The following is a 17,510-nucleotide window of genomic DNA, read 5'->3' as shown; positions in this document are numbered from 1 at the left end:
CGAAACGGACATGATCGGAGCGGGGTTGAGTATCGAAGCCAAGGTCACCGTAGAACACAGGACCGCGGCGGCAGGCTACCCGCCGGGTGTCCAAGTGCTGGTCCGCGACGAGCAGTGGCTCGTCCGCAAGACGACCCACACCCAGCGCGACGGCTGGATGGTCGAAGTGACGGGCGTGTCCTCGTTCGTCCGCGGTACCGATGCCGTGTTCTACGACCGGCTCGACGACATCCGGGTTCTTGATCCTCGGGACACCGTGCTGGTCGCCGACGACTCGCCGAACCATCGGCGGGCCCGGCTGTTCCTGGAGGCGGTTCTGCGCAAGACGCCGCTGCCGCAGACCGAGCACGGGCTTGCCCTGGCCGACGGGTTCCTCATGGATCACCAGGTGCACCAGTTGCGGCCGGCCGAGCTGGCGCTGTCGATGCGCAATCCGCAGCCGCGGATCCTCATCGCGGACGTTGTCGGGCTGGGTAAGACCCTGGAGATCGGGATCCTGTTGGCGGAGCTGATCCGGCGTGGACGCGGCGAGCGGATCCTGGTGGTGACGCCGCAACACGTCCTGGAGCAGTTCCAGCGGGAGTTGTGGACGCGGTTCGCGATCCCGCTGGTACGGCTCGACTCGACCGGAATCCAACGGATCCAGCGGGAGATTCCCGCGGGCCGGAACCCGTTCGCGTATTTCAGACGGGCGATCATTTCGGTCGACACCCTGAAGAGTGACGTCTACGCGCATCATCTGGAGCGCACCGACTGGGATGCCGTCGTCATTGACGAGTCGCACAACCTGCTCAACCGAGGCACGAAAAACAATGACCTGGCGACGCTGCTGGCCCGGCGGACCGATGCGCTGGTGCTGGCGTCTGCGACCCCGCACAACGGCAAGGCGGCGTCGTTCGCCGAGTTGATTCGGATGCTGGACGAGGCCGCGATCGCGAACCCCGCCGCATACGAGGTCGGCGATCTCGACCACCTGTACATCAGGCGCACGAAGACGTCGCCGGAGGTGCGTGACGGGCTCACCGGAGCATGGGCCGATCGGGCGCCGTCGCGGTCGATCCCCGTGCCGGCCGGCGAGGCCGAGGTGCCGGTCTTCGCGGAGTTGGCGGCGCGGTGGATCCCGGGTGACGGGTCCGGCCCGTCGGTGAGCACGTCGCAGTTGGTGCCGTACCAGTTGTTCAAGTCGTTCCTGTCGTCGCATCGGGCGCTGCTGGCTACGGTCGCGACCCGGCTGGGGACACTGGACGCCTCGCTCGCGAAGGAGCCGACCGACCCTGCGGCCCGTCAGGCGGAGCGGGCGGCGCTGATCACGCTGCGGACGCTCGCCCAGCGGATCGGCGACGCTGACGCGGCGAAGTTCCGGGCGCTGGTGGATCAGCTCACCGCCGCGGGTGTCGGGCCGGGCTCGGACACCCGGGTGGTGGTGTTCTCCGAGCGGATCCCGACGCTGACGTGGCTCGCCGAGGCGGTGCCGGCGGCGCTGGGCTTTCCCCGCGGCATCGCTGCGGACCCGCGTCGGCCCTGGCTGGCGTTCGGCGGTGCCGCGCAGGTCATGCACGGCGAGGTCACCGCCGACGAGGACCAGCGCCGCATCATCGAGCGGTTCGGGCTGCGCGACGACCCGGTCCGGTTGCTGTTCACCGGCGACATCGCCTCCGAGGGCGTCAACCTGCACCAGCAGTGCCACCGGCTGATCCACTACGACCTGCCCTGGTCACTGATCCGCATCGAGCAGCGCAACGGCCGGATCGACCGCTACGGCCAGCAGCATCCGCCGCAGTTCAGCGCCCTGATCCTCACCTGCGACGTGCCCTGGCGCGTCGACCCGGACACCGGTCAACCCCGCACCCTCGACGACCGGCTCGTCGGAGCGAAGCTTCTCAGCCGCGAGGAGGAGGCGCACAAGATCGAGGGGTCCGCGGAGGCGGTCACCGGCCTGTACCGCGCCCAGGACGAGGAGAACCGGCTGGTGCAGGATCTCATCGCGGGCCGGACCGTCGAGGCGTCGATCACCGCTTCCCGGCAGACCGGTGCTGCCTTCCTCGCCGGGCTGCTCGGGCAGGTTGGCGCGGTTCCAGAACGTCCACAGGTGGCGCGGGCGAACGTGCTCACCGTGTTCGGCTCGACCTCGGAGTACTTCGAGGAGGCGCTGCGGCAGATCTGCCGGCCCAGCCCCGAGGACCAGCTGGCGCTGCGCCGCGACGACGATGGCACGATCGCGTTCGAGCCGCCGGCGGATCTGCTCTACCGGCTGCGGTCGCTGCCGAAGTCCTACCTTGAGGAGCAGCGGATCCTGCCGACCCGGACTGAACCGGCCCGTATGCGGATCACGTTCGCCAAGCCGCTCGCCGAGGCTCGGCTACGCGCCGCGCGGGACACGTCTGCGTCCCAGTGGCCGAACGTCTCGTTCGTCACCGACATCCACCCGGTACTCGACTGGGTCACCGACAAGGTGCTCGTCGAGGTCGGCCGGCACCAGGCACCGGTGCTCGCCGCAGCCGTCGACGAGCCCGTCTTCCTGTTGCAGGGGATCTACTCCAACGCCCTGGGCCGCCCGACGATCGTGGAATGGATGGCCGTCACCGGACTACCGAGGGCACCGCGGACGCGGACTCTCGATCAGGACCTGCTGGAGCGCTACGATCTGGGCCCGAAGATGCCGGGCCGAGCCGATCCGCACGACCTGCCCGGCCTCACCCGGCTGATCCCCGCCGCGATCGACGAGGCCACCCGCTACCTCGGCACGCGGGAGGACCGCTACAGGAAACAGATCGAGGCGACCCTGGCCCCGTACCGGGACAAGGTCACGACATGGCAGCAGCTGGCCCTCTTCGAAGCTCCCCGCCCTGCGCGGCGGGGCGTCGATTCGACCGCTGACCGACTGCTGCACCTCGTCAATGCACTACAGACCGTCGGCGCGCCGATGCTTCGGCTCCTGGCCGTCCTGGAACCACGGACCGGCACCGTTGGAGGCGACGCGTGAGCGCGATCTTCGACTCCATCACCAACCGCGGCGAGTACCTGTCCGCGCACTACTTCGCCGAGCAGCTCGCCACCGACCTCCGCAAAGGATTGTTCGCGACCTGGTCGATCCGGGAGAACGACGAGCACGACCCCCGCAATACCCCCCGCGAGCTGCTGCGCGGGTTGCGCGGCACGTACCTCGGCGAGGACGTCCGGGGTTCCTTCGCCGCGGCAGCTCAGGCCGATGCCGACGGCGCCACGTTCTGGGCGGTCAGGAACGACACGGAGCAGAGCAAGCGCCTGACCGCCTGGCATCAGGAGGTGCTGCGGGCGCTCGGCTATGCCGCGAAGCCGACCGACCTGACCGTCCACCGGTCCGGCCGTGACCACGTCGTGCCGGTGGCGTTCCACGGCCACGGCATCGTCGCCGTGGACTGCGGCTGGGCCGCCGACACCGACACGGCACTCGACCCGGACAGCGCCGGCCGGCTGCTGTCGGCGCTTCGGATCAGCGGGACGGAACGCTACGACACCGGCGCTGCCCTGGCCGCCTGGCTGTTCCAGAGCGAGCTCGGCGGGGCCGGCGGACCCCGACCCCGGTTCGTGCTGCTGCTGCACGGCGGGGTCGTCATCCTCGCCGACCGCAACGCCTGGAGCGAGGGCCGCTACCTCGCCGCAAGCCTCGACACCGCACTGGAACGCAACGACCGCGCCCAGTACGGCGAGCTGGCCACCATCGCCGCACTGTTCAGCCTCGACCTGCTGCGCCCCGGCGACAACGACCGCGCCCCGGGCATCGACGCGCTGCTCAAAGCGTCCGCGACCAACGCCGTCGGCGTCTCCGCGGACCTGCGGCACGGCCTGCAACGCTCGGTCGAGATCATCGCCAACGAGGTCCTGCACCGAATGGCCGAGCCCGGCAACGGGGTCACCCCGGCCGACATCGAGCACCCGGGGACACCGTTCGTGCGGGAACTGACCCGCGAATGCCTGCGCTTCCTGTACCGGATCCTGTTCCTGCTGTACGCCGAGGCCCGGCCGGAGTTGGGCATCCTGCCCGCCGACGACGGCAGCTACGAGGCCGGATACTCCATGGCCCGGCTGCGCGAGTTGGTCGCCAGGGACGAGGAACTCATCGAGGAGGAGGCCCGCAACGGCTTCCACCTGTACGCCTCGCTGGACGTCCTGTTCAACAAGGTCAACTACGGACACCGCGGGTACGGCACCGAACCCGACGACGACCAGCCCGACGACGACGAGACAACTCGCCAGGAGAAGGCGGCCCGCCGCAGCGAGGACCTCGGCCTGCGCTTCGAGGCGCTGCGCAGCGAACTGTTCGAGCCGACCGCTATCCGGCTCATCGGCACCAGAGTCGTCGACCCGACCATCGAAGACGAGACCCACCCGCGCTGGCTCGACCTGCGGCTGCGCAACGCCGCGCTGCACCAGGTGCTACGCCTGCTCACCATGAAGCAGGGCGCCCGCGGCGAGCGCGGCGGCTTCATCTCGTACCGCAACCTCGGCATCAACCAACTCGGCGCCGTCTACGAGGGCCTGATGTCCTACACCGGCATCATCGCCACCGAGGAACTGTGCGAGGTCGCCAGGAACGGCAGCCCGGAACTGGGCTCGTGGCTCATCCCGGCGCACCGCCAGGACCAGTACCCCGACGCGGCCCTGGTGCAGCACGACGAGGACGACGCCCGTCGAGGGCTACGCGGGCCCAAGAAGTACCCGAAGGGGTCCTTCGTCTACCGGCTCGCCGGTCGGGAACGAGAGACGTCCGCCTCCTACTACACCCCGGAGTCCCTCACCCGGGTCACCGTCGAACTCGCCCTCAAGGAACGCCTCGACCAAGGCCGCGACGCAGAAGGCAACGTCGTGCGGACCCGCGCCGCCGAGCTGCTCACCTACAAGATCTGCGAACCGGCGCTCGGCTCTGGCGCGTTCCTCAATGAGGCAATCAACCAGGTCGCCGAAGAGTACCTGCGCCGCCGCCAAGAGGAACTCGGCAAATCCGTACCCGCCGGCGAGGTACTCACCGAGAAGCAGCGGGCCAAGGCGTACATCGCCCTGCACAACGCCTACGGTGTCGACCTCAACGCCACCGGCGTCGAACTCGCCGAGGTCTCCCTCTGGCTCAACACCATGCACCCCGGTATGCGCGCACCGTGGTTCGGGCTGCACCTGCGCCGCGGCAATTCCCTCATCGGCGCACGCCGCGCCGTGTACGCCGGCGACGACGTCTCCTCCACCGCGAAGGCGTGGCTGAAGGCCAAAGGCGGTCTGGCACCGACCCCATTGCCACTGCGCGCAGACGGCCATCCGCAGCCGCTCGACGGTGATTCTGTGCACCAATTCCTCCTGCCCGCCGCTGGCTGGGCCGCGGTCGCCGGCTCGACCGACGCGAAGAAGCTGGATCCGCAGGCCGCCAACCAGCTCGGCGCATGGCGGCGCGGCATCCTGCAACGCCCCAAACGCAGCGACGCCCACCTCAACAAGGACGGCAGCCGCAAGATCCAGCATGGTGCGCCTAAGCCCGAACTGCCGTCACAGTTCACCCGGCTGCGCGATGCCGCACGGCGCGCCGAGTTCCTCTGGACGGTCGTCGTCAAACGGATGCAGCTCTCCGAGGAGGCCATCGCGCGACGCGTCGAGGTCTGGGGCGCCGATCCGGAAGACAGCGAATACCAATTCATCCGGTACCCGAAGCAGGCAGCCTCGAAGGAGCAGGTCCTCACCGACCTCTTCAAGGCGGTCGACACTCCGTACTGGCGCCTGAAGACCGTTATGGACGCCTGGTGCGCACTGTGGTTCTGGCCGGCGGAACGGGCCGGGTTGCTGGACGGCACCGCCGCCGAATACTCGGCATCACCCGCACCCAACAGCCCGGACAGCCTGGCCGAACTGCTCGGCAGCGTGCCAACCAACGAGGTGCCCGCGCTTGAGCCCACGACCGACGCGCCACCTGTTGACCTGTCGCCACCGGTGGACTCGACCGTAACTCAACCGGCCGCCCGCACGGTATCGGCACTGTTCCGGCCGATGACACTGTTCCCGGTCGACGGCGAGCAGGGAACGTTCGACGACCTCGACTGGGGTGCCGGAGACACCGTTGAGCAGCCCGCGCCCAAGGCCCGTTCGAACTCCCGTCGGCGGACGCGACCACCCCTGACCAACCGACGGTCGGTCATCGCGCTCAAGGATCTCGACGACTGGCTGGACTTCGTGGAGTCCATGCTCGGCACCGCCGATGTCCCCGATGGCACGTTCATCGACCAGTACGAGACGCTGACGGAGCTCAAGCAGTTCGAAGGGCTGTTGCCGGAGTGGATGGGCATGGACACCGCCGATCCGGAGACCCGCTATCCCTGGCTGCGGGTCGTGCGCAACATCGCCGCCGAGCGCGGCTTCTTGCACTGGGAACTGGAGTTCGCCCTCGTCTTCGCCCACAGCGGCGGGTTCGACCTCCAGGTCGGCAACCCGCCCTGGGTCCGGCCCGACTGGGATGCGGACGCGGTGCTAGCCGAGCACGAGCCGTGGTTTGCGCTTCAGGAGAAGCCGTCAGAATCGGAGAAGGAACGGCGACGTCGGCAGCTACTCAAACGGCCGGAAGTTAGGAGCTACGTCCTGGGGGAACTGACAACCACCAGTGCCCATGCCTCTTTCCTCAGCTCCGCTCAAACGTATCCGCTACTGGCCGGTACCAGGCCGAACCTGTATCGCGCATTCATGTGTCAGGTATGGGCACACACGTCGGACCGCGGGACGGCGGGCATGCTCCACCCTGACACGCACTTCACCGGGGATAACGAAGGGCCGCTGCGGGAGGCCGCATACCGTCGGCTGCACATCCATGGCGACTTCGTCAACTCTGGCCAGCGGTTCTTCCCCCGTCCGGTGGGTGATACCGCACATTTTGGGGTTCACATATATGGTCAACCAAAGAGGATTCGGTTTAACCACCTATCCTGGCTGGTCTCTGCGGATTCGCTGCGATATTCCCCCGAGCACGACGGATCTGGTCCTGTACCAGGAATCCGCCTCGGCAACAGCGAATTCGACGAACGGCCGCACCGGACTCGAGTAATCACTGTCGATGAGGTGATCCTCGCCGTTTGGCGTCGGCTACTCGATGAGGAGGACAGGCCGCTCGGTCAGACGCGACTGCTATTCCCCGTAAGCACAGCAGAGGCGACTGCGATCGCCACACTGGCCGACTATCCGCTGCGGCTGGTCCATCTCGACCTGCAGATGTCCGGGGGGTTGAGCGAGACGAATGCCAAGGCTGAGAACCTCATCGAGCACAACCGCGCCGATCCGGCCATTGGTGAGCGCTACCAACCGGCCAGCTGGGATGGGGTAATTCTCAAAGGTATTCAGATTGGTCTGGCTACGGCGGTCTTCAAGCGGCACGACGCGAACAGCAATGACCCCTACGGTGCAGACCTCGTTACCCTCCCGCAAACGTTCGTCCCCGACAGCGCATACATCCAGGTGCCCGGGCGTAGCTCTGCATTTCAGGCTGCCCATGACCGATGGGTGGACCATGCCGTTCTCGCCCGGTCCAGGGCCGACAACGAGGCAGTAGATAGGGCACGGCATCAGGTCGCGATGACCACTGGCGTACCAGAGACCGAGACGGATCCGGCCAAAGTAGAGGCGGCGCTGGTCGAGGCGGCCCGTCGACCTAGCGTCGACTTCTACCGGCTGGCGTGGCGTCGCCAGATCGCTACCAACACCGAGCGTGCGCTCTACGCCGCCCTGATTCCGCCGGGCGTCACGCACATCGAAGCCGTACACAGCCTTATTCTGCCGAGTACACGACAGACTGCGCTCGTGGCCGGTTTCTGGGCGTCGCTTCCACTGGATTACTTTTTGCGCGCGACTGCACGCAATGATCTCCGTACCGCTGGTGCAAAGGCAATGCCGGCGCCGGCGGCAGAGCACCCATTGGCGTCGGCGTTGTTGCTTCGGACACTGCGGCTCAACTGCCTTACCGCTGTCTACGCGGATCTCTGGGTTGAGTTGTTTGACCCGACGTGGCTGATCCACGACAGATGGGCATGTGACTGGAAGGGTCTGCCACCTCTGCAGGCCGTCACCCCCGACTGGCGGCTGGACACCCCGCTACGCACCGAACGAGCTCGCCGCTCAGCGTTGGTCGAGATTGACGCCCTTGTCGCGGTCTGGCTCGGCATGAATGCCGACGCGCTGATCTCCGCATACCGGGGCCGGTTCCCGGTGTTGCAGAAGTACGAGGCCGTGACCTGGTTTGATGCTGACGGTTGGAAGCTCGCCAGCAACGCCCGCACCTTTGGGCAGCGGCAGTCCAAGACGACATGGGCACAGTTTGAGGCGTACCGGAACGACACCCAGCACGTACCGCCTCCGGAGGGGTACACGCCGCCGTTCCATAGGGCGGACCGAGAGGCGGAGATGCGGGAAGCGCACAAGGTGTTCCAGGCGCAGTTGGACGCCGCCATGGCGCGTGGTGAGTGGGATCCGGCGACTCGGGAGGTGACGCGGTCATGAGGCCGACGCTGCAGGCGCGGGGGCTCAAAGAGAGCCTGTTGCAGTACCTGTCAACGACGTACGCGCTCGCCGACGAAGGGGCAAGGGAGGCACTGCACCGGTTCCTCGGCGACGAGACGTCGGGCATGTTCCGCGGCCCGTACCTGCGAATCCGCACCCCCTTCACGCTGGCCGGGCCGCAGTGGCGGGAACATCTGGAGTGGCAGCCTGAGGGCTGGACGCCGTATGCCCATCAGGCAGCGGCGTTCGCCCGGCTGACCTCGGCGAACGGACACGAGCCGGAGCCGACGCTGGTGACCACCGGCACCGGTTCGGGCAAGACCGAGTCATTCCTGTATCCAGTGCTCGATCACTGCCGACGGGAGCGTGTCGCGGGCAGGGCCGGCATCAAGGCCGTGTTCCTGTATCCGATGAACGCGCTCGCCACCGATCAGGCCCAGCGGATCAACGAGCTGCTCCTCACCAACCACGCGGGGCTCGGCGCGCTGTCGGCTGGGTTGTACATCGGTGACAAGGCGGCGCTGAAGTACGAGCGGGTCCGTACCCGCCGGTTGGACATGCAGCTGACCCCGCCGGACATTCTGATCACGAACTACAAGATGCTGGACCTGCTGCTGCAGCGGTCCGATGACGCGCCGTTGTGGCGGGACGCCGACATCCGCTACGTGGTCGTCGACGAATTCCACACCTACGACGGCGCGCAGGGCACGGACGTGGCGATGCTGCTACGTCGGCTCGCCGCCGTGGTCGGCGCCGCCGAGGAGGGGCGACCGCTCGGCGACATCTGCCCGGTGGCCACGTCGGCGACACTCGCTTCAGCCGCCGACGAGCAGGGGTTGAAGGATCTGCTCGGGGTAGCCACCGACGTGTTCGGCACGACGTTCACCGCGGACGCGGTCGTCGGCGAGGACAGGCTGACGGTGGAGGACTTCATCCCGCTGGCGGGAATGCAGAGGACGTTGCCGCAGCCGTCACCCGAGGAACTGCTGGCGCTGCCCGATCCGGCGAGTGGTCCGGAGGCGCTGCTCGACCTGATCGAGGCGGTGACCGGGGACCGCGACTCGGATGCCTTCCGGCTTGGTGCCGTGCTGCGGCAGCATCTGTTCACCAGGGCGGTGCTGGCCGGTCTCGATGGTGCGCTGATGACCAGCGCCGAGGTGCTCGACGGCATGTGGCGAGTGGGTGCGGGCGGCTGGTCGGCGACGATCACCCGGCAGCCGGAGAAGGCCGCCGAGGCCCTCGCCCGGTTCGTGGCGCTGCTGTCCTACGCCCGCGACCCGAATTCCACGCCTGAGCAGCCTCGGCCGTTCGTCCACGTCGAGGTGCATCAGTGGGCCCGGGCGGTGACCCGGCTGCTGCGTGGCGTGCTGCCGTGGCCGCGGGCCGAGTTCCGTTGGGATGTGGTCGGCACGAGTCAGGCGGGGGACGGCGACCAGGTGGCGCCCGCGACCACGGCGACGGCCGCGCAGGCCGCGAACCTGTTCCTGCCGGCCGTGTACTGCCGGGACTGCGGGCGATCCGGATGGGCGGTGTTCTCCCCGGAGAGTGACGACCTGGCGGTCCAATCCGACACGTACAAGATCCGTCGGGCGGCGGCTGGGCAGGACAAGGTCCGCGTCCGGTACCTGGTCGCGGCGAGCGACCAGGAGGCACGCGAAGGCTCGGGCGCGGCGTTGATGCGGGTCAGCGGGCGTCCGGCTCGGGGCGAGTCGTCGGCGCAGAGCCTTGGCGGGACGCTGATGGTGCTGGATGCGGTGCATCAGCGACTGCGGCTACCCGATCCGGTCGCTGACTACGATCCGGAGAGCAAGGAGCCGCGGCTGACCGCCCGGGATTCGGCGTTCGTCCTGGTCAACGTTGGGTCGACGGCGAACACGGCGGCCCGGGAAGACTGGTGCCCGGCGTGCGGCGAACGCAACCGGATCCGATTCCTCGGCACCGGCGCCGCGGCTATGGCCGCGGCGGCGATCACCCAACTGTTCACCGCCGGTGAGCTGGACCGGGAGTCGGGCGAGGCCAAGACGTTGATGTTCAACGACTCGGTGCAGGACGCCGCGCACCGGGCCGGGTTCGTCGCGAACCGGTCGTACACGTTCTCACTGCGGGCGCTGCTGGCCAAGCACCTGGAACACGGCACGGGCACCGCGTTGAACGACGTCATCGCCAATGTGGTGGCCGCGACGACGGACAAGGACACCCTTGCCGCGGTCGTGCCGCCGGACCTGCACGGGTTCAAGGGCGTGGATCGGCTGCTGTCCGGTCGCGGGCGGGGCGGTGATCTGGCCACCTGGGATCTGATCGGGCAGCGGCTGGCGTTCGAGGCGCTGATGGAGTTCGGGTTCCGGTCCCGCAACGGCCGCACTCTGGAACTGACCCGGACCGCCGCCGCGGAGGTGCGGATCCCGGACCCGGCCGCCGCCGTGGCGCTGGTGCGGGACCTGCACACGGAACTGGGTCGGGACGAGCTGCCGATCGTGGCTCAGGACGACGCACGGTACTTGGGCTTTCTGCGGATCTTCCTGGAACGGCTGCGCAGCCGGGGTGCGGTCGGGCACAAGTGGCTGAGCAAGTACATCGACGAGGCCGGTACCAGCCGCTACTTTATCTGGGGGCAGCGCGAGGCGGGGATGCGAGCGTTCCCCAGCCGGGTCGCGGCGCCGGTGTTCCTGCTCGCCCAGCCGAAGGCGAACAGCGAGTTCGACCCCGCAACGGGCCGTTTGTCCTGGTACGAGCGCTGGTCTGGGCGGTGCCTGGAGTTGCCGCGGGAGTTGGCGCCGCAGTTCTGGGGGCGGCTGCTGCCTGAACTGGTCGGGGCCGGGCTGTTGTCGGTGCGGACCCCGAACGACGCGTCAGCTCGGGTGTATGGGCTGCGGCCGGGGAACATCGAGGCACGGCTGCTCGATGACGGCGACGTGCGGCAGGCGTTCGTGCGCTGCCCCGTGTGTTTCTGGGAGCAGACGGTGCACCCGGAGCTGCTGGAGCAGTGGCGGGATCAGCCGTGCCCGGCGTACCGGTGCCGCACCGGCCGGTTGGTGGCCGGTGACCGGCCGGAAGGGCTGGGCCGGCATCAGCGCGACCGGGACTACACCCGGGACTACTACCGGCAGTTGTACCGGCAGGCGGGCACCTATCAGGTGGTCACCGCCGAACACACCGGCATGCTCACCCGGGCGCAGCGGGAACGGGTGGAGCAGGCGTTCAAGCAGGGTTCGGGATTCCGGGCGCCGAACGTGCTGTCGTGCACACCGACGCTGGAGATGGGCATCGACATCGGCGACCTGTCCGCAGTCGTGCTCGCGGCGCTGCCCCGCCGACCAGCGAACTACGCCCAGCAGACCGGCAGGGCCGGCCGCCGCACCGGCAACGCGTTCCTGCTGACGATCCCGGACCGGCGGCGCCGCGACCTGTACTTCCTGGACCGGCCGAAGGATCTCATCGCCGGCACGATCGTGCCGCCCGGCTGCTACCTGTCCGCGATCGAGATTCTGCGCCGGCAGTACCTGGCGCACTTGCTGGATCTGGCGGTGGCCGAGCGACTCGTCCGAGCCGACGGCATCGTCATGCGGGCGCTGCCGACCTACGCACCGGCGTTGTTCGGCCCCTCCGGATACCTCACCGACCTGGTTGAACTGGCGCTGCCACAAGGTAAGGAGCTCGTTGACGGGTTCCTCGGCCTGTTCCCGACCGGCGTGAGCCAGGCCGCACGGGACGCCTTGGAGGCGTATGCGACGCACGGCCTGCGTTCCGCGGTCGAGGCGGCCGAGCAGGAGTGGCGCCGGACGGAGCTGGTGCTGAAGGGTCGACTCAAGGCGATCGGTGAGGCCGACGAGGCGCTGCACGACTCCGACCCGGAGCAGGCCCGGCAGAAGGCCGAGTTGGACGCCGAGCGGCGCGGGGTCGGCAAGCGGCTGCGGGAGCGGGGCGACACTCCAGCCCAGAACGCCCTATGCGACCTGGGGCTGCTGCCGAACTACGCGCTGGTCGACACGGTCACCACACTGTCGGCCACGCTCTACGGCGAGGACGGGATCGACCCGAAGACCGGCCGGCCACGGGTCACCGCCACGACCGACGCGTACCAGCGGCCCCGGCGGTACGCGCTGGCGGAGCTGGCACCCGGCAACACCTTCTATGTCAACGGGTACCGGCACGAGATCACGGGCCTGGAGATCACGACCGACGGCCGCCGGGACTGGCACGACTGGCGGATCTGCCCCGACTGCGGCTACGTGCGCACCGAGGACGCGGTAACGGACCGCTCCCCGTGCCCGCGCTGCCACAGTGGCCGGATCGCCGACGACGGCTCGTGCCGCTTCCAAATCGTCGAGCCGGTCACGGTGACCTCCCGGGACAAGCGGGAGGACGCCCGGATCCGCGACGATAAGGACGAACGGGACCGACGCTTCTACACCGTCGTCGACACGGTCGACTTCCCGCCGGACGAGATCGCGCCCGGCTCGTGGCGGCACAAGCAAGAGACGTTCGGCGTCGACTACTGCCGCCGGGCCGTGATCCGCCGGATCAACGTCGGGCCGATGCGGTTCGACGCCCCGGCCCGCGACGACTTCGCCGGACATACCGTACGACTCAACCCATTCCACGTGTGTACTGGCTGCGGCGCGGCGAGCGCCGATGGGCGGCCTGTGTTCGACTACGAGACGGATGCGTTGACCTCGTCCGCTGCCCGCGACCCGGCGCTGAAGCACCACCGGCCGTGGTGTCCGCTGCGCCGGGGCAAGCGGAACGGGGTCACTCAGGAGCCCGTGCTGCTCGCCCACCAGTTGCAGACCGAGGCGCTGCGGGTTCTGGTGCCGGCCGTGACCGTGGACGTCGACGCCCGGGTCCACTCGTTCCGGGCGGCGCTGCGGATGGGCATCGACCTGTACTTCGGCGGCGACCCGCAGCATCTGGACACCACCATCGCCTCGATGCCCGATACGCTGCCTGGCAGCGCCGACCCGGGCGATGTGCAGCGGCGCTGGTTCCTCGTCCTGTTCGACACGCTGCCCGGCGGGACCGGGTACCTGGACCGGCTCACCAAGCCCGAGGAGTTCCGCCGGACGCTCGCCGCCGCCGCCGAGGCGCTACGCACCTGCCCATGCGCGGAGGAGCAACGCCGGGCCTGCCACCGCTGCCTGCACCGCTACACCCCGGAAGCCTTCCAGGACATCGTCTCCCGCGTTGACGCGTTGGCCATGATCAATTCGCTGCTGATCGACCGGAACGGCGGCGACGGCTGGCAGACGACTCAGATCACCGACACCCGCCAGGTCGGCCTGGACCGGCAGGTCGAGTCGGACCTGGAAGCCCGGTTCCTGGCAGCCCTGCGCACCTGGGGCGCGGTGACCGACGATGTCGCGCTCGACGAGGACGGGCACGCCAGCGGTCACCTACGGTTCACCGGCGGTGCCGACGTCGTGCACTGGCGGCTGACCGCCCAGCAGCAGCTCGTGGGCACCCGGACCGACTTCACGTTCACCCGCGTCGACGGGCCGAACCAGAGTGTGAAGGTCTACCTGGAAGGGTTCCGGTTCCATGCCAGCGTCGAGCACAACCGGATCGCCGCCGACGCGGCCCGGCGCACCCGGCTGCGGGCCGACGGGCACACGGTCTTCCAGATCACCAGGGCCGACGTCGACCTGTTCGAGCAGCGCCCCACCCGGTTCCGGCCGGTCTGGCCGCCGTACCTGAACGCCGCGCAGGAATCCGCCAAGGCGACCTACGAGCACAACGGCGGCAACCGCGCCCGGTTCGGCGGCGCGGTCTTCGCCAACCCGATCGACAGCCTGATCGCCTACCTGCGCGACCCCGACCCCACCCAATGGGCTCGCCGCGCCGGCGCGCTCGTCGCCGGCCTGTTCGCCGCGGCCGGTACCACACCGGTCGCCGCGACCGGTCGCCGCGACGAACTCGCGGCCGCGCTCCGCGGGGAACTGCTCGCCCTGGGCACCGGCGGTGGCGGCCCAGCCGCCGGTGCGGCCGGGCCGCTGCACGTCTACCGCGCGCACGACCTGACCGGCCTGCCGATCATCGTCGCGCTCGACGCCACCGACCCCGAACATCTGCGTTGGACAGCGCTGGCGGTGCTCGACGACAGCGACGCCGTCCTGACCACCGACGCGCACCGGGAACGCTGGCGGGCCTGGCTGTACTGGACCAACCTCACCCAGTTCCTGTCCACTACCGGCGGTGACGGCGTGCAACTCGCGACCAGCCAGGCGGCGGGCTTCCCGGTCGAGGTTCTGGCGGTCACCGGCGGCATCGGCGAGCTCGACAGCCTCGACGGCGCCCGGGTGACCGGCCCAGCCACGCCGGTTACCCCGCAGCCCGCGATCCCGCCCGCAGCCGGCGCCGCCCGGCGCGACCCGGCGTGGGACGACGACGTCCTGCCGATCCTGCGCGAGGAACCGGACGAGTCCCCCCATCTGTTGCGGCTCGCCGAACTGCTCGCTGAACGGGGCAAGAAGGCACCGGTCTTCGGCTACGAACTCGGCACCGGCCGCTGGCTCCTCGACTTCGGCTGGCCCGACTCCGACATCAAGGTCGGTGTGGTCCACAGCCACGACTCGGGCGACGACGACGCGCAACGCCGCGACGAGGCATTCACCGATGCCGGTTGGACCGTGCACGTGGCAGAGGAATGGCTCGACGACCTCGACGAACTGCTCGACCGGCTCCCAGACATGGAAGGCCAGACCCGATGACCGCCCGGCTCAGCCTGTACCGCAAGGCCGAACAGGAGCTCTACCAGCTCGAACGATCGGTCAAGGGCCAGTTCTACGACTTCTGCCATCGATTCCGGGAGAACCCAGACCACCCCGGTCTGGACCTGAAGAAGCTCAAGGGCGACTCCCGCATCTACCGGGCCAAGGTCGACCAGTCACATCGGGCGCTGCTCACCCCCGTCGGCGTCGACGCCGACGGCACCCGGCACTGGCTGGTCATCGCGGTCCGGCACCGCAAGGACGTCTACGACGAGCTCCAGGTCGCCGTCAACCGGGTCACCGGCGAGATCGAATTCGTCGATCTCGCCGTCGTCGGCGACAGCGCCCTGCACCGCGTCGGCATCACCCTCACCCCGGCCGAACCCGACTCACCGGCACCCCGTCCGACCAGTCCGGCGACCGTGCCGACACCGGCCGAGACGCCGCTGCTCGACGCCTACAACACCGAACAGCTCCGCGAACTCGGCGTCGCCGAACAGCTCATCGGCCTCGCGCTCGCCGTCACCACCGATGCCGAACTCGACCAGCTCCTCGCCGGCGCCCCGCCACTGTCCAAGGACGTCCTCTACGGCCTGGCCGCCGGAATGACCATCGAGGCGGTCCGCGCCGAGGTCACCGGCCCCGTCGCACTCAAGGATCGGCCCGACCCGGCTGACTTCGCCGCTGCGCTGACCCGCACCGAAGTCACCACCATTGACGACGACGTCCGCAACGTCCTCGAAGAGGGAGACTTCCGGGCCTGGAAGGTCTTCCTGCACCCCACCCAGGAACGCATCGTCAACCGCGACTACACCGGACCCGCCCGCGTCACCGGCGGCCCCGGCACGGGCAAGACCATCGTCGCGCTTCACCGCGTCCGGCACCTCGCCGAGCAACTGCCGCCCGGCACGGACAAACCCATCCTGCTCACCACCTACACCAGCAACCTGGCCAACGATCTGCGGCTGCGGCTGTCCTCCCTGATCGGCCCCGCGCTGCTGGCCCGCGTCGACGTCACCCACATCGACCAGCTCGCCGCCCGGGTCCTTGGCGAGAACACCACACCGCGACAACGCAAACAACGCATCAGCGATCAGGTCGCCCTGACCGAGCTGCGCCAGCTGCTCGCCGAACTCGATGAACAGCGCTGGGACCCGGACTTCCTAATCGAGGAGTGGGAACACGTCATCCTCGGCCAGTCCGTGGCGACCCGTGCCCAATACTTCCAGGTCCGCCGGGCCGGGCGAGGACGCTCCCTCACCCGCCCAGAGCGCAGCCAGATCTGGAAGCTCATCGAGGTGTTCACCGCCCGACTCAACAAACTCGGCGTCGAGACCTGGGGCCAGGCCGCGGAACGGGCCGCCCGGTACGAGATCGGCCAGGCCGAGCAGATCGAGACTCGCCGCGCCGCAGGCCAGGCACCCAAGGACGGCTCAGGCGCCCGCCACCTGGACCACCGCTACCGGCACATCGTCGTGGACGAGGCCCAGGATCTCCGCGCCGCGCACTGGAAGATGCTGCGCGCCATGGCTGGCCCCGCTCGGCCCAACGACATGTTCATCGCCGGCGACAGCCACCAGCGCATCTACGACCATCAGGTCTCCCTCGGCGCCCTCGGCATCAGCATCCGTGGCCGCTCCGCGCGTCTCACGCTCAGCTATCGCACCACCCGAGAGATCCTCGCCCGCGCGCTACGCATCATCGACGACACGGCCGCCTACGACGACCTCGACGATGGAACCGACACCCTGGCCGGCTACCGCTCCGTACTGCACGGCCCGGCCCCCCGGCTCGCGGCCTTCGACACCTGGGACGCTGAACTTGCTGGTCTGGACGTCGTCCTGACCGACTGGCTGCACGAGCTGTCCACCGCCACGACCGGCGCCAGACGGAACCCCACCGGTCAGATCGCGGTCTGCGTCGCCGATCGCGAGCTCGTCAGCCAGGTCATGCACCACCTGACCACCAGCGCGAACATCACCTGCGCCGAACTCACCAAGGACGGCCCAGCCGGCGAGGGTGAGATCCACGTCGGCACGATGCACCGCTTCAAGGGCCTCGAATACCAGAAACTCGCCATCGTCGGGGTCAGCAGAGGCATCGTCCCCCGCGCCGCAATCGAGCGGTACCGTCAGGCCGACCCCCCGCGATACGAACGGGAGAAGCGCAAGGCCCGGTCCCTCCTCTTCGTGGCCGCCACCCGCGCCCGCGACGCGTTGACCATCAGCTGGCACGGCGACCCCAGCCCGTTCCTGAGCTAAAGCCAGCCCATTGAGATGCCCGGGTTCCACGGCCAAAGTTGCCAGC

4 protein-coding genes are annotated in these 17,510 nt (G+C 69.0%); all 4 read left to right on the top strand.

The genetic code is table 11. The features are described 5' to 3' along the window. Positions 1 to 94: 94 nt before the first annotated feature. Genes ACQEVZ_RS29925 through ACQEVZ_RS29910 form a run of 4 tightly spaced genes read left to right on the top strand, consistent with a single transcriptional unit; the run spans position 95 to position 17,464 of the window. Positions 95 to 2,983 carry an SNF2-related protein gene (locus tag ACQEVZ_RS29925; protein WP_433372576.1) on the top strand — a complete coding sequence of 963 codons (2,889 nt, stop codon included), beginning with the start codon at positions 95 to 97 and terminating at the stop codon, positions 2,981 to 2,983. Next, positions 2,980 to 8,499, top strand: coding sequence for a class I SAM-dependent DNA methyltransferase (locus ACQEVZ_RS29920; RefSeq protein WP_433372573.1), 5,520 nt, complete (start codon positions 2,980 to 2,982; stop codon positions 8,497 to 8,499). Before ACQEVZ_RS29925 ends, ACQEVZ_RS29920 begins: the two co-directional genes overlap by 4 nt. Further along, positions 8,496 to 15,203 (top strand): DEAD/DEAH box helicase, encoded by a 6,708-nt coding sequence (locus ACQEVZ_RS29915; RefSeq protein ID WP_433372571.1) that lies wholly within the window; start codon positions 8,496 to 8,498, stop codon positions 15,201 to 15,203. Before ACQEVZ_RS29920 ends, ACQEVZ_RS29915 begins: the two co-directional genes overlap by 4 nt. Beyond that, a complete protein-coding gene (locus ACQEVZ_RS29910; protein WP_433372568.1) occupies positions 15,200 to 17,464 on the top strand; it encodes a UvrD-helicase domain-containing protein in 2,265 nt (754 codons plus the stop codon). Before ACQEVZ_RS29915 ends, ACQEVZ_RS29910 begins: the two co-directional genes overlap by 4 nt. Positions 17,465 to 17,510: the final 46 nt, after the last annotated feature.

Source organism: Dactylosporangium sp. CA-152071, from assembly GCF_050936335.1.
Taxonomy (GTDB): domain Bacteria; phylum Actinomycetota; class Actinomycetes; order Mycobacteriales; family Micromonosporaceae; genus Dactylosporangium; species Dactylosporangium maewongense.
This window is presented reverse-complemented; position numbering and strand designations above follow the sequence as displayed.

Bases quoted from the DNA above. Each gene is read 5' to 3' on its own strand.
- ACQEVZ_RS29915 (WP_433372571.1), top strand. From the start codon at position 8,496: ATGAGGCCGACGCTGCAGGCGCGGGGGCTCAAAGAGAGCCTGTTGCAG.
- ACQEVZ_RS29910 (WP_433372568.1), top strand. From the start codon at position 15,200: ATGACCGCCCGGCTCAGCCTGTACCGCAAGGCCGAACAGGAGCTCTAC.